Here is a 22,957-nt window from a genome sequence, read left to right on the forward strand (position 1 = left end):
GACACCGCACGCCGTGCTGGGGCGCTGCGCCCCAAACAGTCGCTTGCCGCGTCTCGCGGCCTTGGCTAAACAATGAAGATGTCAGATGTAACCACCCCCGCCGATCCAGATTCTCGCAATTCGTCAGAGCCTTTGCGCCGTGCATTGGGCGACCGGTATCTGACCTATGCGCTGTCTACTATTATGCACCGCGCGCTGCCCGATGCGCGCGACGGGTTAAAGCCCGTTCACCGTCGGATTCTATTCGCGATGCGTGAACTGAGGCTTAACAGCACCGGGGGATTCCGGAAGTCTGCGAAAATTTCTGGCGACGTGATGGGGAACTATCACCCGCATGGCGACGCTGCGATTTACGATGCGATGGCGCGTCTCGCGCAAGATTTTAACGTGCGTTATCCGTTGGTTGACGGGCAGGGGAACTTTGGCAACATCGACGGGGATAACCCCGCTGCGAGCCGATATACCGAAGCGCGCATGACCGCCGTGGCCGAGGCCATGCTGGAAGGTCTGAATGAAAATGCTGTCGATTTTAGAGAGAATTACGACGGCACACTGACCGAGCCTGCCGTTCTGCCCGCGCAGTTCCCGAACCTTCTGGCAAACGGGTCGTCGGGTATTGCTGTCGGTATGGCCACCAACATCCCGCCGCATAATATCTCGGAACTGGTGGACGCCTGTATCCACCTGATCAAAACGCCCGATGCCCGCGATGATACTTTGCTTAAATACGTTCCCGGTCCCGATTTTCCGACCGGCGGTATTATCGTTGAACCCCCTGAAAACATTGCGAATGCCTATCGTACGGGTAAGGGCGGTTTCCGTCTGCGCTGTCGGTGGGAAACAGAGGATCTGGGGCGCGGTGCTTGGCAAATTGTCATCACTGAAATTCCCTATCAGGTGCAGAAATCCAAGCTGATCGAAAAGATCGCAGAGCTTATTCAGACCAAGAAGATTCCGATTCTGGGCGATGTGCGCGACGAATCGGCCGACGATATTCGCCTGATCATAGAGCCGCGTTCCAAGAACGTTGATCCCGAGGTCCTGATGGGGATGCTGTATCGCAGCTCTGATCTTGAGGTGCGATTCTCGTTGAACATGAACGTCTTGATCGACGGGGTGACGCCTAAAGTATGTTCGATGAAGGAAGTGCTGCGCGCATTTCTTGATCACCGGCGCGAGGTGCTTCAGCGGCGCTCGACCCACCGGATGGAGAAGATCGACCACCGCCTAGAGGTCTTGGAAGGTTTTATCGTCGCGTTTCTTAACCTTGATCGCGTGATTGATATCATTCGCTATGATGAGGACCCGAAATCGGCGTTGATGGCCGAGGATTGGGGTAAGGATCACGTGCGCGCGATGGACGAGGCAAGCTATGTACCGCCAGCGCCCTCCACAGAAAACGCGCTATCCGAAGTTCAAGCGGACGCGATTTTGAACATGCGCCTGCGGTCGTTGCGCCGGTTGGAAGAAATCGAATTGCTGCGCGAGCAAGCCGCCTTGATGGAGGAGCGCTCGGGCCTCGAAGATCTGCTGGAAAATGAAGGTACCCAATGGGATACGATCATCGACCAGCTGCGCGAGACGAAAAAGCAGTTCGGCAAGGACTGGTCGCTGGACGGTAAGAATATCGGTCGTCGTAGAACGAGCTTCTCCGAAGCCGGCGTGATCGAGGAAGTCCCGCTGGAGGCGATGATCGACCGCGAACCGATTACAGTTGTCTGTTCGCAGATGGGCTGGATCCGTGCGATGACGGGACATATCGATCTGAACCGCGAGTTGAAGTTCAAGGATGGCGACGGCCCCCGCTTTATTTTCCATGCAGAGACAACAGACAGGCTGCTGGTTTTCGGGTCGAACGGGCGCTTTTACACGGTGTCTGCATCGACCTTGCCTGGCGGGCGCGGCATGGGGGAGCCATTGCGATTGATGGTGGATCTGCCCAACGAAGTTCAAATTGTCGATATTTTGATCCACAAGGCGGGGCGCAAGCTCTTGGTGGCTTCCTCGGCCGGGGATGGATTTATCGTGCCGGAGGATGATGTTCTGGCGCAGACACGCAGCGGTAAACAGGTGCTGAACGTGCGCGGCGACGCGAAAGCAATGATTTGCGCGCCGGTGACCGGCGATGCGGATGCCGTTGCCGTTGTGGGTGAGAATCGCAAAGTCTTGGTGTTCGGCTTGGACGAGCTTCCCGAAATGGGACGCGGCAAAGGTGTGCGGCTGCAAAAGTACAAAGACGGGGGCATGTCTGATGCGATCACGTTTAGCCGCGAGAACGGGCTAAGCTGGCTGGATCCCGCGGGACGGACACGTACCGAAGCTGACCTGACCGAATGGACTGGCAAGCGCGCGACAGCGGGGCGCATGGCACCGCGTGGGTTCCCGCGTGATAACCGCTTCGGTTGATCGCAAACGACGTGAATGACGCCGAGCTGTCATACCCCAGTGGTTCGGCACCCGCGATGTCGGTTCAATTCGTCGGGGGGCGCGGCGCGCTCTTTTGGTTGGCGTTCAAAACTGGTTTTCTCACGATTATGACGCTTGGGTTCTACCGGTTCTGGATGAAGACCCGTTTGCGGCGATGGTATTGGTCCGCAATCCGGCCGTGCGGGCATCCGATGGAATACGTCGGCGATCCGATTGAAAAGCTATTGGGCTTCTTCATCGCCGTTGTGATCCTCACCTTCTACATCGGAATCATTAATCTGATTCTGATGTTCGTCAGCTTCTCGGTGTTTTCGAGCGCGACCTTAGGGTACTTCGCAGCGGGATTCGGGGTTGTTCCTTTGTGGTTCTATGCCCGATATCGTGCGCGACGGTACGTCTTGGGACGGACGCGATGGCGCGGGGTGCGGTTTGGCCTTGATAAAGGTGCATGGGGGTATGTCTGGCGCGCTATGCTGCATTGGCTGGTCACCATTTTCTCGCTAGGGCTGCTTTGGCCACGTATGACCTTCTACCTTGAGAAATACACGACCGACCGCACCTTTTTCGGATCGGCACAGCTGCATCAAGGGGGGCGTTGGGGCATGCTCTATCGTGCCGCGATTCCGTTTGCTTTATTCACCTTGCTGCTTCTTGGTAGCGTGGCCCACGCGTACATATCTGCCGCGTCCCAGACTTTCGACACATCTGGCTTTGCCTCGAAGATGCTCGAAACGCTGGCTGACGGGCAAGGCGCACCATTTTCTATGCAAGGCGCTTGGTGGTTGCTCCTTTTCCCCGTGAGCCTGTTAGGCATGGTCTACGGTGCAGTGCACTATCGCTTTGTTTCGAAAAGGCTAATGGCAAACCACAAGTCAACGAATGGTATCGCCATAACGTCGAGGCTAAGCGCACCGCGTATCGCGTTCATCTACGTCTTCGGCAGCTTTATCGCATATTCGGTCCTCGTTCTGGGGGTGATTTTGCTAGTGTTAGGGGCATTTGTCGTGATTGGACCAAGCGCCTTTATGGGGTTTGATTTGGGGATCGACATTGAAACGCTTCCGATCCCTCGGGCTTTGGCGATCGTGGTGTTGGCGGGTTTTTACCTCTCGGTCTTTTTGATGTGGAACGTTTGCTACAACACATTCGTCACCTTTCCGTTAATGCGTCACATGGCCATAACCTGTGCGCTTCCGCGGTATGACGGTTTGCAAAGCATCAGCCAGTCAGGGCGGGATGACTTCGCCGAAGCCGAAGGGTTTGCAGAGGCGTTGGACCTGGGAGCCGCGATATGAGCGTCGGATTTGACGGCATGGGGGCGGCATATTTTGACGGTGATCGTCCGGTCGCCGAAGATGTCAGCCTGCATATTGCGAACGATAATCTGCAGATTGGACTGGATAGCGAAGATATTATCTTCTGGCGGCTTGGCGATATTCGGTTGGTGCCCGATCAGTCGCGTGGGAAAGACTATACCCTGCGCTCGGTTACCGATCCGCTGGCGCGGCTTATCGTTGCGGATAAGACGCTGCTACGACATCTTCCTGCCGCTCGCCGCCCTGCGCCGGCCCGAGGGCGACGCAGGTTGTTCGCTTGGGCGATGGCAGCTGTCGCGGCTGTTGCGCTTCAGATTACAGTGCTGGTGCCATTTTTGGCGGACCGCTTGGCGAATTTCATCCCACCAGCAGGAGAGGCCGCCTTGGGTGAGGCGACATTGGGCCAAATTCGCAGGGCCTTGGACGAAACCGGCATGCAGCCCCTCGCCATTTGCGACGCCTCGGCGGGCGAAGCGGCGCTCACCAGCATGATCACCGCGCTTAACGCGGGCGAGGGGGCGGTGCAGGATTTGAATGTCCTGGTGCTGGACCACCCGATGGTTAACGCTTTTGCGCTGCCCGGCGGGATTGTCGTGCTGTTCGACGGACTGATCCAACAAGCCCAGTCCCCGGATGAGGTCGCCGCTGTGTTGGCGCATGAAATTGGTCACGTTGTCAGTCGTGACCCGACACGCCACGCGTTGCGGTCCGCCGGATCGATTGGCGTGTTGGGGCTTTTGTTCGGTGACTTCGCAGGCGGTGCCGTGGTGTTGTTTCTGGCAGAGCGTTTGATCAGCGCGACCTATACCCAGCAGGCCGAAACAGAGGCAGACGCGTTCGGGCATAAACTTCTGGCGACTGCGGGCGTGTCTCCGAAAGCGATGGGGGCCATGTTCGAGCGCATGCGCCAGACCCAAGGCGAAGCGAACCCGTTGATGGCCCATTTCCTGAGCCATCCATCATTCGATGACCGCATCACTGCCGCGCAAGATGCGGCGCGCGCGCAGTCTGAATACTCAACTATTGTCGACGCGGACGCCTGGGGCGACTTGCGGCGGATTTGCGACTAGGCAGGCGTTGCGGTTAACCATACTCCGCCTTCGGGGCGTAGGGTCAGGATCATAACCGGTTCAGGGCTTTTCCCGGCGACAGGTGTGAAACGAAACCGCGAAAGCAAGGTCGCAAGGATGATCACCGCCTCTTGCTGCGCAAAGGACGCTCCGATGCAGATACGCGGGCCATCGCCAAAGGGCAGGTAGGCGTATCGGTCGATCGCTTTGCGATCTTTGAAACGGTCGGGATCGAAAACGTCGGGCTGATCCCAAAGCTGCTGATGGCGGCCAAGCGCATAAATCGGCACCATGACAGTATCGCCGGGCCGAACTTCCCTGCCGCATAAGGTGTCGTTTCTCTGCGCGGTGCGTGAAATCACCCCCGCCGGCGGGTACAGGCGCAGGGTTTCGTCGATAATTTGGCGGATGTATGGTAGGTTTTCGACGTCTGCACCCGTCGCCGCGCGGCCCTGCAACACGGTTTGCGCCTCGGCGCGGGCCTTTTGCTGCACGGCCTGATCAAAGCCCATCAGATAGAGCGCCCAAGACAGGGTAAGGGCCGTCGTCTCATGCCCTGCGACGATGAAGGTTAACAGATTGTCCCGTAGCTCGGCCGTATTCATCTGACGTTTGGTCTTGGGGTCGGTGCCGTCAAGGAGAAGATCCAGCAGGTCCGGCGTATCGCTGGGCCCCCGTTCGGCCCGCGCATCTATCGCGCCGTCGGCAATGCGTTTCATGTCTTTCAGGGCACGGCCCGACATCGCCCGTCCTGGGCGCGGAAGCCAGTCTGGCAAGCCAAGAATATCGAAAAGGCTCAGTTTCCCGGCCTCTGCGATATAGTCGTCAATGGCGCGGTGCACGGCGTCGCGGTCAAATCCATCGCCGCCCGAGAATGTGACATCCGAGATGACGTCGAATGTCGACGTGACCATCTCGTCCAGCATATTGATGGCCCGCGGGCCAGCGGCGGCGATCCGGTCGGCCGACCTTTGCGCTGCTGCGGTCATGATGGGCGACAGGTTCAGCATATTGCGGTGCGAAAAGGCCGGTGCCACCGCGCGGCGTTGCCAGCGCCAATGCGCACCCTCCGCAATGAAAAGGGAGTCTCCGATCGCGGGGCGCAAAAGGTTTTTTGTCACCAAGGATTTAGGGTAGTCGTCAACCCGATCCAACAGCATCTCGCGGATGGCAGTCGGGTCCATAACCATGTGCCAACGCTTGCCCATTTTACCAGAGACCATCGGCTGTTTGACAGCTATTTCAGGAATAATGCTAAGCACATTACGTCGCGCCATAGCGAGGCTGCGAAACAGGCCTAGGGGTTGGTTAACCAAGGCCACGCGGGCGGGCAGGGGGCGATCCATGGCAATTATCCTTCATCAGACGGATATAGGGTAGCACGCCACCCCGTGCGTGCCACTTTAGCAAACGTTGCACCCTATTCAGCCTTAGGGTATCGCAAAGGGCATAAATGCGCCGAGGAGGCATGAAATGGTTCGAATTTTATCAGCTTTGATCAGTATCGTGGTCCTTTCTGCGTGTAACGGGGCATCCGACCTCGACAAGCCGGCGGTGCCTTTGGGTGACTTTAATCTATACCACAACATCGTCGTCGCGCCGAAGGTACAGAAACTGCCGATCAGCCGTGAAGTCAGTGAAGAGGTGCTGACGACGGCTGTCAAAGAAGCCATTGCCGAACGTTTTGACCGCTATGAAGGCGCGCGCAATTACCACTTTGGCGTCAGTGTCGAAGGCTATGTTCTTGCCCCTCCGGGTATTCCGCTTGTGCTTGCGCCCAAGTCGATCATGATCCTGAACCTTACCGTTTGGGACGACGCCGCGGGTAAGAAGCTTACGGACGAACCGCACCAGATCACCGTTTTCGAATCCCTTGATCAGGGGCCTATCGTGGGGTCTGGCTACACCAAGACTGCTGAAGAACAGCTTAAGAACCTCAGCCAGAATGCGGCAAAGTCGATCGAGACCTATTTGGTCAAGCAAAATAAGGCCGAAGGCTGGTTCGAACGCCCGGCGGACGCGGTCATCGAGCGCGCTGAAATCCCCTCTGCGCCGGCGGTAACAGCGAACTAGTGCGCATTTACATGAATTCTGCGGCGGTGTGAGGCGAACAGGTGCTTGATTTTATGCGCCAGACCCAATACATCGCCCGCCAGATAGGTTTGGGTCTGGGTTCAGGCCCTCATTAATATAAAGGGCTGCTCCATGGCTAAGGCAAAGTTTGAACGTAATAAACCACACGTTAACATCGGTACCATTGGTCACGTTGACCACGGCAAAACCACGTTGACCGCGGCGATCACCAAGTACTTCGGCGACTTCCGCGCCTATGACCAGATTGACGGCGCGCCCGAAGAAAAAGCACGCGGCATCACCATCTCGACCGCACACGTTGAGTATGAGACCGAAGGCCGTCACTACGCCCACGTCGACTGCCCAGGCCACGCTGACTATGTGAAAAACATGATCACCGGTGCGGCGCAGATGGACGGCGCGATCCTGGTTGTGAACGCTGCTGATGGCCCCATGCCACAGACCCGCGAGCACATCCTGCTGGGCCGTCAGGTCGGCATCCCCGCCATGGTTGTCTACATGAACAAAGTAGACCAGGTGGACGATGAAGAGCTGCTGGAACTGGTTGAAATGGAAATCCGCGAACTGCTGTCTTCCTACGACTACCCAGGCGACGACATCCCTGTGATCCCAGGTTCCGCTCTGGCGGCGATGGAAGGCCGTGACGAGAACATCGGCGAGAACTCCATCCGCAAGCTGATGGAAGAAGTCGACAACTACATCCCGACACCAGAGCGCGCTGTTGACCAGCCGTTCCTGATGCCTGTGGAAGACGTCTTCTCGATCTCCGGTCGTGGTACAGTTGTGACCGGCCGTGTTGAGCGTGGCGTGATCAACGTTGGCGACGAAATCGAAATCGTTGGCATCCGCGACACCAAGAAAACCACATGTACCGGCGTTGAAATGTTCCGCAAACTGCTGGACCGTGGGGAAGCTGGCGACAACATCGGCGCCCTGCTGCGCGGTATCGACCGTGAAGGCGTTGAGCGTGGTCAGGTTCTGTGTAAGCCAGGTTCGGTCAAGCCGCACACCAAGTTCACAGCCGAAGCCTATATCCTCACCAAGGAAGAGGGTGGCCGTCACACGCCGTTCTTCGCGAACTACCGTCCACAGTTCTACTTCCGGACCACAGACGTCACCGGTACCGTTCAGCTGCCAGAAGGCACTGAAATGGTTATGCCTGGCGACAACCTGCAGTTCGACGTGGAACTGATCGCCCCCATCGCGATGGAAGACGGTCTGCGCTTCGCGATCCGCGAAGGCGGTCGTACCGTTGGCGCGGGCGTGGTTTCCAAAATCACCGAGTAAGCCAACCCGCGGGTCACCCCGCGCACCGGCAACAAGACGAAGGCCGCTCCCAATCGGGGCGGCCTTTTTCGTGGCTTGGGGGCGGGCGACATTATTCCTGCGCAATGCGTCTATCTGCCCTTGATCCCCCAGCGAATATCGACTACCTCACCACTCGGCATAGGGGTTTAGCTCAGTTGGTAGAGCATCGGTCTCCAAAACCGAGGGTCGTGGGTTCGAGTCCCTCAGCCCCTGCCAATCTCAACACATGTGAGAACGCGCACTTTGGTGTACCAGCTTCGCCAGTAGGCGAGCTTGATATGAAGCCTTGAATTCAGCGCTTTTGACAGATACATCCCCACAATCGTTCGTATACAGGAAAACCGACATGGCCACAGTCAACCCGCTTCAGTTCATCCAGCAAGTGCGTTCCGAAGTATCCAAGGTCGTCTGGCCCACCCGTCGCGAGGTCATGCTCACCACGGTTATGGTGTTCATCCTTGCCGCGTTGACAGCGGTGTTCTTTGCGATTGTCGATATCCTCATTCGTGGCGGATTGCAGTACATCCTGGCCGCCTTCGGCTGATCCAGGGGCGCGGCACCTTAAAACGCCGTGGCCCTCTTGAAACATGTGCGATTGCGGGCTATCCCGCAGACCTGATCAAGAGGGGCGTGCGGCGATTCGTGTTGCGCGCCGATTTTTTGTTCACCGCCGGCATGTTGCGACAGGCTGGTTTTTACGAGAATTAGATGTGGCCGTTGCTGCATCACAAGACAGGGACCAAGTTCAGATGGCGAAAAGATGGTATTCGGTCAGTGTTTTGTCGAACTTCGAAAAGAAGATTGCCGAGCAAATCCGCACCACGGTCGCCGAGCAAGAGCTTGAGGACCAAATCGACGAAGTGCTGGTCCCCACCGAAGAGGTGATCGAGGTCCGGCGCGGCAAGAAAGTCACGACAGAGCGTCGCTTTATGCCCGGCTATGTCCTGGTTCATATGGAGATGTCTGATCGCGGGTATCACCTGATCAACTCGATCAACCGCGTCACCGGTTTCCTGGGTCCGCAGGGCCGTCCGATGCCGATGCGTGACGCCGAGGTCACCGCGATCCTGGGCCGCGTCCAAGAGGGCGAAGAAGCACCACGCACGCTGATCCACTTCGAAGTGGGTGAGAAGGTCAAAGTGGCGGACGGCCCGTTCGAAGACTTCGACGGTATGATCGAAGAAGTCGACGACGAGAACCAGCGCCTCAAGGTGTCTGTGTCGATCTTTGGCCGGGAAACACCGGTCGAATTGGAATTCACTCAGGTCAATAAACAGGTCTGAGCGATCGGCGGGGCGACCCGCCATACGGTGGCAACACCGTTCGTTTGTGGGAGGGGATAGCGGCGCGCCGCCCAACCGCACCACGCTAGCAAGCGGCCACATCGCGATGTGGTTGTATAGGGTGAACGAAAGTTCACCGACATTAAAAGGAGAAGGCCAATGGCCAAGAAACTCGTCGGTACGATGAAGTTGCAAGTTAAAGCGGGTCAAGCGAACCCATCCCCACCCGTCGGCCCCGCATTGGGTCAGCGCGGGATCAACATCATGGAATTCTGTAAGGCGTTCAACGCCAAGACAGCGGACATGGAGCCAGGTGCCCCTTGCCCGACCGTGATCAGCTACTATCAGGACAAGTCCTTCACCATGGACATCAAGACGCCTCCTGCGTCCTACTACCTGAAGAAAGCTGCCAAGGTTAACTCCGGCGCGAAAACACCAAGCCGCGAGACCGTCGGCACCGTGACCACCAAGCAACTGCGCGAAATCGCAGAAGCCAAAATGGCCGATCTGAGCGCTGTGGATGTTGAATCCGCGATGAAAATCATTCTGGGCTCTGCCCGCTCCATGGGCATCGAGGTTAAGTAAGATGGCAAAACTCGGAAAACGCACCCGCGCCGCACGCGAAGCATTCGTAGGCAAAGAAGATCTGACCGTTGAAGAAGCAGTCGCCCTGATCAAAGCCAACGCAACCGCGAAATTTGACGAAACCATCGAAATCGCGATGAACCTAGGTGTTGACCCCCGTCACGCCGACCAAATGGTTCGCGGCGTTGTCGGCCTGCCAAACGGCACCGGCAAATCCGTTCGCGTTGCTGTATTCGCCCGTGGCCCCAAGGCTGACGAAGCACAAGCAGCAGGTGCCGACATCGTTGGCGCCGAAGACCTGATGGAAGCTGTCCAAGGCGGCAAGATCGACTTTGATCGCTGCATCGCGACACCTGACATGATGCCCATCGTTGGTCGTCTTGGTAAGGTTCTCGGCCCACGTAACCTGATGCCAAACCCAAAAGTCGGCACAGTTACAATGGACATCAAAGAAGCTGTTGAAGCTGCTAAAGGCGGTCAGGTTCAGTTCAAAGCTGAAAAAGGCGGCGTTGTGCATGCTGGCATCGGCAAACTGTCCTTTGACGAAGCCAAGCTGGTTGAAAACGTACGTGCCTTTGTTGGCGCTGTGTCCAAAGCCAAGCCTACCGGCTCCAAGGGTGCCTACATGAAAAAGATCGCGCTGAGCTCCACAATGGGGCCAGGTGTGACTGTAGAAGTCGACAACGCTGTAACCGAGTAAGGTTCAGCGATAGGCGCAGTCCTGCGCTTGCTATCAGGTCCCCGCATTGGTCATCCGATGCGGGGATTTTTTTATGCGCAAACCGGCCGGATAAACCCGGTCTGACGGCGTTTGAAACAGATTAGCCTAAACTCGGCGCAAGAAAGTCGAGTTTCCCCTTGGCATTCCGCGCTGCATTCCCTAAGAAGCCCTCGATTCACTATGCATCGCATGGTGAGTCTTCTGTCCGAGACGAAGGGTGGCGCAAGCCTTAATTCCTTTCTGAGATGGGAGATGCAAGAATTACCGTTCGCGTAAGCGTGGGGCTATTTTGGCTTATTCCCGTAAAATGGACCAAGACTGTTCGCGTAAGCGGACTTAATTGAGCCGGGGGGTAACCCCCAGATTTGGAGTGAAACTGTGGATAGAGCCCAGAAAGAACAGTTGGTCGAAGAGCTCGGCCAAATCTTCGAAAGCTCTGGCGTCGTTGTGGTAAGCCACTACGTCGGCCTGACAGTTGCTGATATGCAGGACCTTCGTGCGCGCGCTCGCGCTGCGGGCGGGGCCGTGCGTGTTGCCAAAAACAGGCTCGCCAAAATTGCCCTAGACGGAAAGCCATGCGAAAGCATTGCAGATCTCCTGACGGGTATGACCGTTCTGACCTATTCCGAAGACCCCGTGGCAGCTGCCAAGGTCGCTCAGGAATTCGCTAAAGAGAATCAAAAGTTTGTCATTCTCGGCGGCGCAATGGGTGAGAACGCACTGGATGTCGCCGGTGTTGAAGCCGTGTCCAAGATGCCTTCGCGGGAGGAGCTTATCTCCACCATCGCGGGTATGCTGGGCGCACCTGCTTCCAACATCGCCGGGGCCATTGGCGCACCTGCAAGCAACATCGCTTCCATCTTGTCCACCATCGAGGACAAGGCGGCTGCGTAAAGCAATATCGTCAAGCTGGCGCAGGGTTGAACACTCGCGTTGGAACACACATATCGTTAACGGAAAGAGCTAAACATGGCTGATCTGAAAAAACTGGCAGAAGACATCGTTGGTCTGACACTGCTGGAAGCACAAGAACTGAAAACCATCCTCAAAGACGAGTATGGCATCGAGCCCGCAGCTGGCGGCGCAGTGATGATGACTGGCCCTGCCGATGCAGGCGCGGCTGCTGAAGAGAAAACTGAATTCGACGTCGTTCTGAAGAACGCCGGCGCATCCAAAATCAACGTGATCAAAGAAGTTCGCGGCATCACCGGTCTGGGCCTGAAAGAAGCCAAAGATCTGGTTGAAGCTGGCGGCAAGATCAAAGAAGGCATCGACAAAGCCGAAGCCGAAGACATCAAAGCCAAGCTGGAAGCAGCTGGCGCAGAGATCGAACTGGCCTAAGCCATTAGATCTGGGTGCTGTTTTTGCTTGATGAAAGCAGACCGAAGTTTGTAAAGCTTTGGGCAAGCCCATAAAAATTAAGGCTGGACGGGGAATTCCCTGTCCAGCCTGATCTGTTTTGAAAAGTATTTCGCGCGAAATACTTCTCTGGATAGGTCCTAGTGGTCGGAAGAGGTACGGTGGGACGTGCCTCAAGAATTGATCAGGATTTACCGCTCTTATGGGCGCGCATCACGGCCCCGGTGATGGCGAGCTCGGCAAGAGATACGAAAGGTGACAGACACATGGCGCAAACCTTCCTTGGCCAGAAACGTCTACGTAAATACTATGGCAAAATCCGCGAAGTGCTGGAGATGCCGAACCTGATCGAGGTTCAGAAATCCTCTTATGATTTGTTCCTGCGCTCCGGCGATGCGGAAACACCGACAGACGGTGACGGCATCCAAGGCGTGTTCCAATCGGTTTTCCCGATCAAGGACTTCAACGAGACGTCGGTGCTTGAATACGTCAAGTACGAGCTCGAAAAACCCAAATACGATGTCGAGGAATGTCAGCAACGCGACATGACCTACAGCGCGCCTTTGAAGGTGACGCTGCGCCTCATCGTATTTGATGTGGATGAAGACACCGGTGCGAAATCGGTGAAAGACATCAAAGAACAAGACGTGTTCATGGGCGACATGCCCCTGATGACGCCAAACGGTACCTTTGTTGTCAACGGTACAGAGCGTGTTATCGTATCCCAGATGCACCGTTCGCCCGGCGTTTTCTTTGACCACGACAAAGGCAAAACCCACTCTTCGGGTAAGCTGCTGTTTGCTTGCCGCATCATCCCATACCGCGGGTCGTGGCTCGACTTCGAATTCGACGCCAAAGACATCGTGTTCGCGCGCATCGACCGTCGTCGTAAGCTGCCTGTAACAACGCTGCTCTACGCGCTTGGCCTTGACCAAGAAGCGATCATGAACGCGTATTACAACACCGTGAACTATACGCTGAAAGACGGCGAAGGCTGGGTTGCACCTTTCTTCCCTGACCGTGTGCGGGGCACACGTCCATCGTATGATCTGGTTGACGCCGCAACAGGCGAGATCCTGTTCGAGAAGGGCAAGAAGGTTACACCTCGTGCCGTTAAGCAGTTGATCGACGAAGGCAAAGTGACAGAACTGCTGCTGCCCTTCGGTCACATCGTTGGCAAATTCGCCGCGCGTGACATCATCAACGAAGAAACCGGCGCGATCTATGTCGAAGCGGGCGACGAGCTGACGCTCGAGCACGATAAAGACGGCACGCTCATCGGCGGTACAGCGAAAGAGCTGATCGACGCGGGCATCACCGAGATCCCACTTCTCGACATCGACAACATCAACGTCGGCCCCTACATGCGTAACACCATGGCGGCGGATAAGAACATGAACCGCGACACCGCGCTCATGGACATCTACCGTGTGATGCGCCCGGGCGAGCCGCCCACAGTCGAAGCCGCGTCGAACCTGTTCGACACGCTGTTCTTTGATGCGGACCGCTATGACCTTTCGGCGGTTGGCCGCGTGAAGATGAACATGCGTCTTGCGCTCGACAAAGAAGACACGCAGCGCACGCTGGACCGTGACGACATCGTCGCCTGTATCAAGGCGCTGGTTGATCTGCGTGACGGCCGTGGCGACATCGACGACATCGACCACCTTGGGAACCGTCGTGTACGCTCCGTTGGCGAACTGATGGAAAACCAGTACCGCGTCGGCCTGCTCCGGATGGAGCGCGCGATCAAGGAACGTATGTCCTCGGTCGAGATCGACACTGTCATGCCACAAGACCTGATCAACGCGAAACCAGCGGCTGCTGCGGTACGTGAATTCTTCGGCTCCAGCCAGCTGTCGCAGTTCATGGACCAAACCAACCCGCTGTCCGAGGTGACGCACAAGCGTCGTCTGTCCGCGCTTGGGCCAGGTGGTCTGACACGCGAACGTGCCGGCTTTGAGGTGCGTGACGTTCACGCGACCCACTACGGTCGTATGTGTCCGATTGAAACGCCCGAAGGTCCGAACATTGGTCTGATCAACTCTTTGGCAACATTCGCCCGCGTCAACAAATACGGCTTTATCGAAACACCCTACCGTAAAGTAACGAACGGTGTTGTTTCCGATGACGTGCAGTACATGTCCGCGACCGAAGAAATGCGTCACACCGTGGCGCAGGCGAACGCGAACCTTGATGAGAACATGAAGTTCGTCAACGATCTGGTGTCGACACGGAAATCCGGTGACTACACGCTGTCGCCTTCCGAGAATGTCGATCTGATCGACGTTTCGCCGAAACAGTTGGTCTCGGTCGCTGCGTCCTTGATCCCGTTCCTTGAAAATGACGATGCGAACAGGGCCTTGATGGGCTCGAACATGCAACGTCAGGCGGTGCCTTTGCTTCAAGCCGAAGCACCACTGGTGGGGACAGGTATCGAAGAAGTCGTCGCACGGGATTCCGGTGCTGCCTATATGGCGAAACGCGGTGGTATCATCGACCAAGTCGACGCCAGCCGTATCGTTATCCGCGCCACCGAAGACCTTGAACTGGGCGACGCGGGCGTAGACATCTACCGCATGCGCAAGTTCCAGCGTTCGAACCAGAACACCTGCATCAACCAGCGTCCGCTGGTGAAAGTGGGCGAGACGGTTCAAAAGGGTCAGGTTATCGCGGACGGTCCATCGACCGACATGGGTGAACTGGCGCTTGGTAAGAACGTGGTCGTCGCGTTCATGCCTTGGAACGGCTACAACTACGAAGACTCCATCCTGATCTCTGAACGTGTATCGCGTGACGACGTGTTTACCTCGATCCACATCGAGGAATTCGAAGTCGCCGCCCGTGACACAAAGCTGGGGCCAGAGGAAATCACACGCGATATTCCGAACGTCGGTGAAGAAGCGCTGCGCAACCTCGACGAGGCGGGCATCGTGTACATCGGTGCGGATGTTGAACCCGGTGACATTCTCGTCGGCAAGATCACACCCAAGGGCGAAAGCCCGATGACGCCAGAGGAAAAACTGCTGCGCGCCATCTTCGGTGAAAAAGCCTCGGACGTGCGCGATACATCGCTGCGTGTGAAGCCCGGTGATTTCGGTACCGTTGTTGAAGTCCGCGTGTTCAACCGTCACGGCGTTGAAAAAGACGAACGTGCGCTGCAGATCGAACGTGAAGAAGTCGAACGTCTGGCCCGTGACCGGGACGACGAACTTGGCATTCTTGACCGCAACATCTACGCGCGTCTGCAGTCGATGATCATCGGCAAGACGGCTGTCAAAGGCCCGAAAGGCGTCAAGGCAAACTCTGAGATCACCGAAGACCTGCTGGCATCCTTGTCGCGCGGTCAGTGGTGGCAGTTGGCTTTGGCCGACGAAGATGATGCCAAGATCGTCGAAGCCCTGAACGAGCAGTACGAGATCCAGAAACGGACCTTGGATGCACGTTTCGAGGACAAAGTCGAAAAAGTCCGTCGTGGTGACGATCTGCCCCCGGGCGTGATGAAGATGGTCAAAGTTTTCGTTGCGGTGAAGCGCAAGCTGCAACCGGGCGATAAGATGGCCGGTCGTCACGGCAACAAAGGCGTTATTTCCAAGGTTGTACCTATGGAAGACATGCCGTTCCTCGCGGATGGTACGCCGGTCGACTTCTGTTTGAACCCGCTGGGTGTTCCGTCGCGTATGAACGTCGGTCAGATCCTTGAAACCCACATGGGTTGGGCCGCACGTGGCCTGGGCATCAACATCGACGAGGCGCTGCAGGAATACAAACGCTCCGGTGATCTGACACCTGTGCGCGAAGCAATGCACCACGCCTATGGCGACGATGTCTACGAAGAAGGCATCTCGGGTATGGACGAGGAAACATTGCTGGACGCAGCCAAGAACGTCGCGCGCGGTGTCCCAATCGCCACGCCGGTATTCGATGGTGCCAAAGAAGCGGATGTGAACGACAGCCTGACACGGGCCGGTTTCGACAGCTCCGGTCAGTCGGTCCTGTTTGACGGCCGCACGGGCGAGCAGTTTGCACGTCCGGTGACCGTCGGCGTCAAATACCTGCTGAAACTGCACCACCTTGTGGACGATAAAATTCACGCGCGTTCAACTGGTCCATACTCGCTGGTCACCCAGCAGCCATTGGGCGGTAAAGCGCAGTTCGGTGGTCAGCGCTTCGGTGAGATGGAGGTCTGGGCTCTGGAAGCTTACGGCGCTGCATACACCCTGCAGGAGATGCTGACTGTGAAATCGGATGACGTGGCCGGACGGACCAAGGTCTATGAAAGCATCGTCAAAGGCGAAGACAACTTCGAAGCCGGTATTCCGGAATCGTTCAATGTACTTGTGAAAGAGGTACGCGGTCTTGGCCTGAACATGGAACTCCTGGATGCGGAGGAAGACGAGTGAGGCACGCGCCGGGGTTTTCATAAACCCCGGACCGTTTCCTGAAGCAGGAAACACCTTTCTCCCTCCGCTTTCGAGACTTATCTAAGGATTTAAGATGAACCAGGAACTGACAAACAACCCGTTCAACCCCGTCGCGCCGATGAAGACGTTCGACGAAATCAAGGTCTCTCTGGCATCGCCAGAGCGGATCCTGTCGTGGTCGTTCGGTGAAATCAAGAAACCAGAAACCATCAACTACCGGACGTTCAAGCCAGAGCGTGACGGCCTGTTCTGCGCGCGTATCTTTGGCCCGATCAAAGACTACGAATGCCTGTGCGGTAAATATAAGCGCATGAAGTATCGCGGCGTTGTCTGCGAGAAATGTGGTGTTGAAGTCACGCTGCAAAAGGTCCGTCGCGAGCGTATGGGCCACATCGAGCTGGCGTCGCCTGTTGCGCACATCTGGTTCCTCAAGTCGCTGCCGTCGCGCATCGGCCTGATGCTGGACATGACCCTGCGCGATCTGGAACGTGTTCTTTACTTTGAAAACTACGTTGTGATCGAACCCGGTCTGACGGATCTCACCTATGGTCAGATGATGACCGAGGAAGAGTATATGGACGCGCAGGATGCCTATGGCATGGACGCGTTCACCGCCAATATCGGTGCCGAAGCGATCCGCGAAATGCTGGCCGCCATCGATCTGGAAGCCGAAGCGGACCAGCTGCGTGCCGATCTGAAAGAGGCGACCGGCGAACTGAAGCCCAAGAAGATCATCAAGCGTCTGAAAGTCGTTGAATCCTTCCTCGAGTCTGGCAACCGGCCCGAGTGGATGATCATGACCGTCATTCCGGTGATCCCGCCAGAGCTGCGCCCGCTGGTGCCGCTGGACGGTGGCCGTTTCGCGACGTCGGATCTGAACGACCTGTATCGCCGCGTGATCAACCGGAACAACCGCTTGAAGCGTCTGATCGAACTGCGCGCGCCTGACATCATCGTCCGCAACGAAAAGCGGATGTTGCAGGAATCCGTCGATGCCTTGTTCGACAACGGCCGTCGCGGCCGCGTCATCACTGGTGCCAACAAGCGCCCGCTGAAGTCGCTGTCCGACATGCTGAAAGGTAAGCAAGGTCGCTTCCGTCAGAACCTTTTGGGTAAGCGCGTCGACTTCTCCGGTCGTTCGGTCATTGTGACTGGCCCCGAATTGAAGTTGCACCAATGCGGTCTGCCCAAGAAGATGGCGCTCGAGCTGTTCAAGCCGTTTATCTACTCGCGTCTTGAAGCCAAAGGTCTGTCTTCCACTGTGAAGCAAGCCAAGAAGTTGGTTGAAAAAGAGCGTCCCGAAGTGTGGGACATCCTCGACGAAGTGATCCGCGAACACCCTGTCATGCTGAACCGTGCGCCTACCTTGCACCGTTTGGGCATTCAGGCGTTCGAGCCGGTTCTGATCGAAGGTAAAGCGATCCAGCTTCACCCGCTGGTCTGTTCCGCCTTTAACGCTGACTTTGACGGCGACCAAATGGCTGTGCACGTGCCGCTTTCGCTGGAAGCACAGCTGGAAGCACGCGTCCTGATGATGTCGACGAACAACGTTCTGTCGCCTGCAAACGGCGCGCCGATCATTGTTCCGTCGCAGGATATGATCTTGGGTCTGTACTACACGACCCTGGAACGCGAAGGCATGCCGGGCGAAGGCATGGTGTTCGGCTCTGTCGAGGAAGTCGAGCACGCGCTTGGTGCCGGTGCGATCCACCTGCACTCCAAGATCAAGGCGCGGATCAAACAGATCGATGCCGAAGGCAACGAGGTGATGAAGCGTTACGACACCACGCCGGGCCGTATCCGCCTTGGCGCGCTGCTGCCGCTGAACGCCAAAGCGCCGTTCGATCTGGTGAACCGTCTGCTGCGTAAGAAAGAAGTGCAGCAGGTCATCGATACGGTCTACCGCTACTGTGGTCAGAAAGAATCCGTTATCTTCTGTGACCAGATCATGACCATGGGCTTCCGTGAAGCTTTCCGTGCCGGCATTTCCTTCGGCAAGGACGACATGCTGATCCCGGAAACCAAGTGGACCTTGGTGGACGAAACGCGCGAGCAGGTTAAAGACTTTGAACAGCAGTACATGGACGGCCTGATCACTCAGGGTGAAAAGTACAACAAAGTCGTCGACGCCTGGTCCAAGTGTAACGACAAGGTCACCGACGCGATGATGGGGGCCATTTCGGCCGAACGTCGCAACGATGACGGCGCGGTGATGGAGCCGAATTCGGTCTACATGATGGCGCACTCCGGTGCGCGTGGCTCGGTCACACAGATGAAACAGCTGGGCGGGATGCGCGGTCTGATGGCAAAGCCGAACGGCGACATCATCGAGACTCCGATTATCTCGAACTTTAAAGAAGGTCTGACCGTTCTGGAGTACTTTAACTCCACCCACGGTGCCCGTAAGGGTCTGTCGGATACCGCTTTGAAAACAGCGAACTCGGGTTACCTGACCCGTCGTCTGGTGGACGTGGCACAGGATTGTATCGTTCGTATGCATGACTGTGGCACCGAAACCGCGATTACGGCCGAAGCGGCTGTGAATGATGGTGAGGTCGTCTCTTCGCTGGCGGAACGTCTGTTGGGTCGCGTTGCGGCCGATGACATCCTGCGCCCCGGGACCGACGAAGTGTTGGTACCTGCGCAGACTGTGATCGACGAACGTCTGGCTGACATCATCGATGAAGCGGCTGTTCAATCCGCACGGATCCGCAGCCCGCTGACCTGTGAGGCCGAAGAGGGCGTCTGCGCCATGTGCTATGGTCGTGACCTTGCACGCGGTACGCTGGTGAACCAAGGTGAAGCTGTCGGCATTATCGCTGCTCAGTCGATCGGTGAACCCGGCACGCAGCTGACCATGCGTACATTCCACATTGGTGGTGTTGCGCAGGGTGGCCAGCAGTCCTTCCTCGAGGCATCGCAGTCCGGTAAGGTTGTGTTCGAGAACGCTCAAACCCTTGAGAACGCCGCAGGCGAGATCATGGTAATGGGCCGGAACATGAAGCTTGCCATCGTCGATGATAACGGCGACGAGCGTGCCAGCCACAAGGTTGGCTACGGGACCAAGCTGTTCGTCAAGGAGGGTCAGTCGATCCTGCGCGGCGACAAGCTGTTCGAATGGGACCCCTACACGCTGCCGATCATCGCGGAGAAATCCGGTATGACCAAGTTCGTCGACCTGACGTCGGGGATCGCGGTCAAGGATGAAACCGATGATGCAACCGGTATGACACAGAAGATCGTGATCGACTGGCGTGCAGCACCCAAAGGCAATGAGCTGAAGCCTGAAATCATTCTGGTGGATGCCGATGGCGAGCCGGTCCGCAACGATGCGGGCAACCCGGTGACCTACCCAATGTCCGTTGATGCCATTCTGTCCGTTGAGGACCAGACTGAAATCAAGGCCGGTGACATCGTCGCGCGTATCCCGCGTGAAGGTGCCAAGACCAAGGATATTACCGGTGGTCTGCCACGTGTTGCGGAACTCTTCGAGGCACGTCGCCCCAAAGACCACGCGATCATCGCCGAGATCGACGGGTACGTCCGCTACGGCAAGGACTACAAAAACAAGCGTCGTATCTCGATCGAGTCGTCCGAGGATCCGGATCACAAGGTCGAATACATGGTACCTAAGGGTAAGCACATTCCCGTTGCGGAAGGTGACTTTGTCCAGAAGGGCGACTACATCATGGACGGCAACCCTGCGCCGCATGACATCCTCGCGATTATGGGTGTCGAAGCGCTGGCTGACTACATGATCGACGAAGTGCAGGATGTTTATCGTCTGCAGGGCGTTAAGATCAACGATAAGCATATCGAAGTGATCGTGCGTCAGATGTTGCAGAAGTGGGAAGTCCAGGACAGCGGTGATACCACCCTGTTGAAAGGCGAACACGTCGACAAGCAAGAGTTCGACCAGGCCTGTGCCAAAGCGCTGTCCAAAGGCGGGCGTCCTGCGCAGGGTGAACCGATCCTGCTGGGGATCACCAAGGCGTCGCTGCAAACCCGCAGCTTCATCTCGGCGGCGTCCTTCCAGGAAACCACACGTGTTCTGACCGAAGCATCGGTTCAGGGTAAGCGCGACAAGCTGGTTGGCCTGAAAGAGAACGTCATCGTGGGCCGTCTGATCCCAGCCGGTACCGGTGGTGCGACGCAGCAGATGCGCAAGGTTGCGACAGATCGTGACAACGTGGTCATCGAGGCCCGTCGCGAAGAAGCCGAAGCCGCAGCACGTCTGGCCGCGCCCGAGCCTACAGCCGACGATGTTGTTGGTGGCGATGTCTTCGACAACGTTCCCAGCGACGACGAAAGCCGCAGCTAAGCCTAGGCTTGATAGCTGACGAACAGAGCCCCCGCCGAGAGATCGGCGGGGGTTTTTCGTTGTAGGGCGGGGGGATGAAATAGCGTCGAAAATTTGCGCAGGTGGGCTGGTTTTCCACTGCGGCTTGCGCCAATGATAAGCCAACCTAACAAACGGAAAGCCACCCGATGTCGCCAAACCTTGCCGGAGCACTTTTCATGATGGGCTCCATGGCGGCCTTTGTGTTGAACGACACGATGACCAAGACGACCGGCGGGGCGGTGCCCTTGTTCCAGCTGCTGTTCTTGCGCGGTGTGATCTCTATCTCGTTGATCGTGATGCTATGGGGGCGGCTCGGCCCGATGCACCTGCGTCTTAGCCGGCGCGATTGGAAACTGGTCGCAATCCGGTCTGGTGCCGAAGTCGGGGCGAGCTTTTTCTTCGTGACCGCCTTGTTCAATATGCCCTTGGCGAACCTCAGCGCCATTCTGCAATCCCTGCCGCTGACGGTGACTTTGGGCGCGGCGCTGGTCTATCGCGAAAAGGTCGGCTGGCGGCGCTTCTCTGCGATCCTTGTGGGGTTCTTCGGCGTGATGCTGATCGTCAAACCGGGCACGGACGGATTCAACATCTGGTCGATCTACGCGCTGATCGCGGTGTTCTTTGTCACCGTGCGCGACCTCAGCACCCGCCGCCTGTCGAAAGAGGTGCCGTCGATGACCGTGACCTTCGCCGCTGTGCTGGCCGTGACGGGGTTTTCGACCTTCGCGCAGTTCACCACGCCGTGGGCTCCGGTCTCTTCCGCGCATTGGATCGCCATTACGGCGGCCGCGGTCTTTGTGCTGATGGGGTATTATTTCAGCGTGCAGACGATGCGGGTGGGCGACGTATCGTTCATCGCGCCGTTCCGCTATACGGGGCTGATCTGGGCGCTTATTCTCGGATGGTTGGTGTTCGGCGACTGGCCGGTGCCGTCAACGCTCGCTGGGGCATCTATCGTCGCTGCGACGGGGCTGTTCACGCTCTACCGCGAACGCATCACCACCCGCCCGTTGCCGCCGCTTTAACCTTTGGCAAAGACGCGGCGCACAGTGTCGATGTCGATGGCAAAGCGGTCCTTGAACAGGATCTCTTCCTCGGGGCTGAGGGGGGATAGGTCGACCGCCCGTGCATTCTTTTGGCGTGAATCGTTAAATCCATTGTGGCCGCGGACATACATTGCAGGGTCGGGAAAGCTCAGCGCAGGCATGAAGCGGGGCAGCTTGTCATGGGCAAAGTTCATGATCGTAAGCGGACACCCCGCGTTCACGAACATTGCCAAGGCCGCGGTGTAGAACGGCCGGAACGACGGGGTCGCCGCGATACCATCCGCGCCGAACTCGGCCACGTAGCCCTTGTTCCAGTCAAGCGCGACGGATTTGTGCTGGACCAGGAGCGGGGCGGCGTCATCAACAGCTTTACGCAGCTTGGCCACGAAATCGACCGCAATCGCGTCGTCGTCATCAAAGCGGAATTGCACACAGGGTTCAGAGCGCGCGTGACGGGCCTTGTTCAGAATCTCTTTCATCACCTCGCGGTGAGGGCGCGGCGGCTCTACCACAATCCGCGCTTGGGGCAGGGGGGCGAGCAGGGCCGTGAGCCGTTCCAGATGGACAGGGGGAAAGCGATCGCCGACCAGCACGATCATTTCGAAATCGGGGTCTGTTTGCGCCCTCAGGCAGGGCAGGGCGACGGTTTCGAACAGGCGGAACCTTTCCTCAAGCCGCGCGGGATCATAAAGGTAGGCGATACGATCAGCGGTGGTTTCATGCCCGACCTGAAACCCGCCAAGCGCCGGATAGGAAAAGCGGCATAGCCCAAGTACCTGCATCGTGATCCGCCCTGTCCGAATAATGTGGCATAAATATGCGCGGTAGCCGGGGTATCTTGCAAGGCGGAATACCCGTTTGGCGTGCCATGGGCGGCTTGGGGGCGGGGGCTGTTGACAGCGTGGACGACTCTGCCTATACGCCCCTTATCTCGGATGCGGGGGTCGCCCTGCTTTGCCGACATCATATCTACTGTGGTCAC

16 protein-coding genes and 1 tRNA gene are annotated in these 22,957 nt (G+C 57.3%); 15 read left to right on the plus strand and 2 right to left on the minus strand.

Going from position 1 to position 22,957, the window contains the following annotated elements; all coding sequences use genetic code 11:
- Nucleotides 1-78: 78 nt before the first annotated feature.
- The 3 genes from IV89_RS04300 to IV89_RS04310 are packed head-to-tail and all read left to right on the plus strand — an operon-like array spanning nt 79 to nt 4,813.
- The gene (locus IV89_RS04300) at nt 79-2,406 is read left to right on the plus strand and encodes a DNA topoisomerase IV subunit A (protein ID WP_037941334.1); all 2,328 of its coding nucleotides are present in this window, start codon (nt 79-81) and stop codon (nt 2,404-2,406) included.
- 56 nt (nt 2,407-2,462) lie between these two features.
- Nucleotides 2,463-3,722 (plus strand): DUF898 family protein, encoded by a 1,260-nt coding sequence (locus IV89_RS04305; protein WP_037941336.1) that lies wholly within the window; start codon nt 2,463-2,465, stop codon nt 3,720-3,722.
- Nucleotides 3,719-4,813, plus strand: coding sequence for a M48 family metallopeptidase (locus IV89_RS04310; RefSeq protein WP_037941319.1), 1,095 nt, complete (start codon nt 3,719-3,721; stop codon nt 4,811-4,813). The genes IV89_RS04305 and IV89_RS04310 overlap by 4 nt, the downstream gene beginning before the upstream one ends.
- Here the strand turns inward: IV89_RS04310 and IV89_RS04315 are convergent.
- Complete coding sequence (locus tag IV89_RS04315; RefSeq protein ID WP_037941321.1) at nt 4,810-6,159, minus strand: cytochrome P450; 1,350 nt, start codon at nt 6,157-6,159, stop codon at nt 4,810-4,812. The genes IV89_RS04310 and IV89_RS04315 overlap by 4 nt on opposite strands.
- A 127-nt stretch (nt 6,160-6,286) precedes the next feature.
- Here IV89_RS04315 and IV89_RS04320 point away from each other — a divergent pair, with 127 nt between their 5' ends.
- The 12 genes from IV89_RS04320 to IV89_RS04375 all read left to right on the plus strand — a co-directional run bounded on the left by IV89_RS04320 (nt 6,287) and on the right by IV89_RS04375 (nt 21,954).
- Nucleotides 6,287-6,886: a hypothetical protein gene (locus IV89_RS04320; RefSeq protein WP_235183667.1), complete on the plus strand. Its 600-nt coding sequence runs from the start codon at nt 6,287-6,289 to the stop codon at nt 6,884-6,886.
- Between the two features lie 132 nt (nt 6,887-7,018).
- Nucleotides 7,019-8,194 carry an elongation factor Tu gene (gene tuf / locus IV89_RS04325; RefSeq protein ID WP_005849852.1) on the plus strand — a complete coding sequence of 392 codons (1,176 nt, stop codon included), beginning with the start codon at nt 7,019-7,021 and terminating at the stop codon, nt 8,192-8,194.
- A gap of 161 nt (nt 8,195-8,355) precedes the next feature.
- Nucleotides 8,356-8,431, plus strand: a tRNA-Trp gene (locus IV89_RS04330).
- Between the two features lie 130 nt (nt 8,432-8,561).
- On the plus strand, nt 8,562-8,759 hold the full coding sequence (gene secE / locus IV89_RS04335; RefSeq protein WP_005849880.1) for a preprotein translocase subunit SecE: 198 nt from the start codon (nt 8,562-8,564) through the stop codon (nt 8,757-8,759).
- A 205-nt stretch (nt 8,760-8,964) separates the two neighbouring features.
- A complete protein-coding gene (nusG, locus tag IV89_RS04340; protein ID WP_005849878.1) occupies nt 8,965-9,498 on the plus strand; it encodes a transcription termination/antitermination protein NusG in 534 nt (177 codons plus the stop codon).
- Nucleotides 9,499-9,657: 159 nt separating this feature from the next.
- On the plus strand, nt 9,658-10,083 hold the full coding sequence (rplK, locus tag IV89_RS04345) for a 50S ribosomal protein L11 (protein ID WP_005849876.1): 426 nt from the start codon (nt 9,658-9,660) through the stop codon (nt 10,081-10,083).
- Between the two features lies 1 nt (nt 10,084).
- Nucleotides 10,085-10,783 (plus strand): 50S ribosomal protein L1, encoded by a 699-nt coding sequence (rplA, locus tag IV89_RS04350; RefSeq protein ID WP_005849875.1) that lies wholly within the window; start codon nt 10,085-10,087, stop codon nt 10,781-10,783.
- Nucleotides 10,784-11,182: 399 nt separating this feature from the next.
- Nucleotides 11,183-11,698: a 50S ribosomal protein L10 gene (rplJ, locus tag IV89_RS04355; RefSeq protein WP_037941629.1), complete on the plus strand. Its 516-nt coding sequence runs from the start codon at nt 11,183-11,185 to the stop codon at nt 11,696-11,698.
- 75 nt (nt 11,699-11,773) lie between these two features.
- Nucleotides 11,774-12,145, plus strand: a complete 372-nt coding sequence (gene rplL, locus IV89_RS04360) for a 50S ribosomal protein L7/L12 (RefSeq protein ID WP_037941631.1) — start codon at nt 11,774-11,776, stop codon at nt 12,143-12,145.
- 284 nt (nt 12,146-12,429) lie between these two features.
- Entirely contained in the window at nt 12,430-16,566 is a 4,137-nt protein-coding gene (gene rpoB / locus IV89_RS04365; protein WP_037941633.1) for a DNA-directed RNA polymerase subunit beta, read from the plus strand.
- A gap of 94 nt (nt 16,567-16,660) precedes the next feature.
- On the plus strand, nt 16,661-20,908 hold the full coding sequence (rpoC, locus tag IV89_RS04370) for a DNA-directed RNA polymerase subunit beta' (protein ID WP_005849869.1): 4,248 nt from the start codon (nt 16,661-16,663) through the stop codon (nt 20,906-20,908).
- Nucleotides 20,909-21,075: 167 nt separating this feature from the next.
- Nucleotides 21,076-21,954 (plus strand): DMT family transporter, encoded by an 879-nt coding sequence (locus IV89_RS04375; protein WP_037941634.1) that lies wholly within the window; start codon nt 21,076-21,078, stop codon nt 21,952-21,954.
- On the opposite strand, the gene IV89_RS04380 is transcribed toward IV89_RS04375, so the two are convergent.
- The gene (locus IV89_RS04380) at nt 21,951-22,757 is read right to left on the minus strand and encodes a putative rhamnosyl transferase (protein ID WP_037941635.1); all 807 of its coding nucleotides are present in this window, start codon (nt 22,755-22,757) and stop codon (nt 21,951-21,953) included. The two genes, IV89_RS04375 and IV89_RS04380, sit on opposite strands and share 4 nt — an antisense overlap.
- Nucleotides 22,758-22,957 lie beyond the last annotated feature (200 nt).

It is taken from the genome of Sulfitobacter sp. CB2047 (assembly GCF_000735125.2).
In the GTDB taxonomy this organism is placed as follows: domain Bacteria; phylum Pseudomonadota; class Alphaproteobacteria; order Rhodobacterales; family Rhodobacteraceae; genus Sulfitobacter; species Sulfitobacter pontiacus.

Excerpts from the sequence above, each read along its gene's own strand:
- IV89_RS04300 (WP_037941334.1), top strand. The coding sequence starts at position 79 with ATGTCAGATGTAACCACCCCCGCCGATCCAGATTCTCGCAATTCGTCA.
- IV89_RS04305 (WP_037941336.1), top strand. The coding sequence starts at position 2,463 with ATGTCGGTTCAATTCGTCGGGGGGCGCGGCGCGCTCTTTTGGTTGGCG.
- IV89_RS04310 (WP_037941319.1), top strand. The coding sequence starts at position 3,719 with ATGAGCGTCGGATTTGACGGCATGGGGGCGGCATATTTTGACGGTGAT.
- IV89_RS04315 (WP_037941321.1), bottom strand. The coding sequence starts at position 6,159 with ATGGATCGCCCCCTGCCCGCCCGCGTGGCCTTGGTTAACCAACCCCTA.
- IV89_RS04320 (WP_235183667.1), top strand. The coding sequence starts at position 6,287 with ATGGTTCGAATTTTATCAGCTTTGATCAGTATCGTGGTCCTTTCTGCG.
- tuf (WP_005849852.1), top strand. The coding sequence starts at position 7,019 with ATGGCTAAGGCAAAGTTTGAACGTAATAAACCACACGTTAACATCGGT.
- secE (WP_005849880.1), top strand. The coding sequence starts at position 8,562 with ATGGCCACAGTCAACCCGCTTCAGTTCATCCAGCAAGTGCGTTCCGAA.
- nusG (WP_005849878.1), top strand. The coding sequence starts at position 8,965 with ATGGCGAAAAGATGGTATTCGGTCAGTGTTTTGTCGAACTTCGAAAAG.
- rplK (WP_005849876.1), top strand. The coding sequence starts at position 9,658 with ATGGCCAAGAAACTCGTCGGTACGATGAAGTTGCAAGTTAAAGCGGGT.
- rplA (WP_005849875.1), top strand. The coding sequence starts at position 10,085 with ATGGCAAAACTCGGAAAACGCACCCGCGCCGCACGCGAAGCATTCGTA.
- rplL (WP_037941631.1), top strand. The coding sequence starts at position 11,774 with ATGGCTGATCTGAAAAAACTGGCAGAAGACATCGTTGGTCTGACACTG.
- rpoB (WP_037941633.1), top strand. The coding sequence starts at position 12,430 with ATGGCGCAAACCTTCCTTGGCCAGAAACGTCTACGTAAATACTATGGC.
- rpoC (WP_005849869.1), top strand. The coding sequence starts at position 16,661 with ATGAACCAGGAACTGACAAACAACCCGTTCAACCCCGTCGCGCCGATG.
- IV89_RS04375 (WP_037941634.1), top strand. The coding sequence starts at position 21,076 with ATGTCGCCAAACCTTGCCGGAGCACTTTTCATGATGGGCTCCATGGCG.
- IV89_RS04380 (WP_037941635.1), bottom strand. The coding sequence starts at position 22,757 with ATGCAGGTACTTGGGCTATGCCGCTTTTCCTATCCGGCGCTTGGCGGG.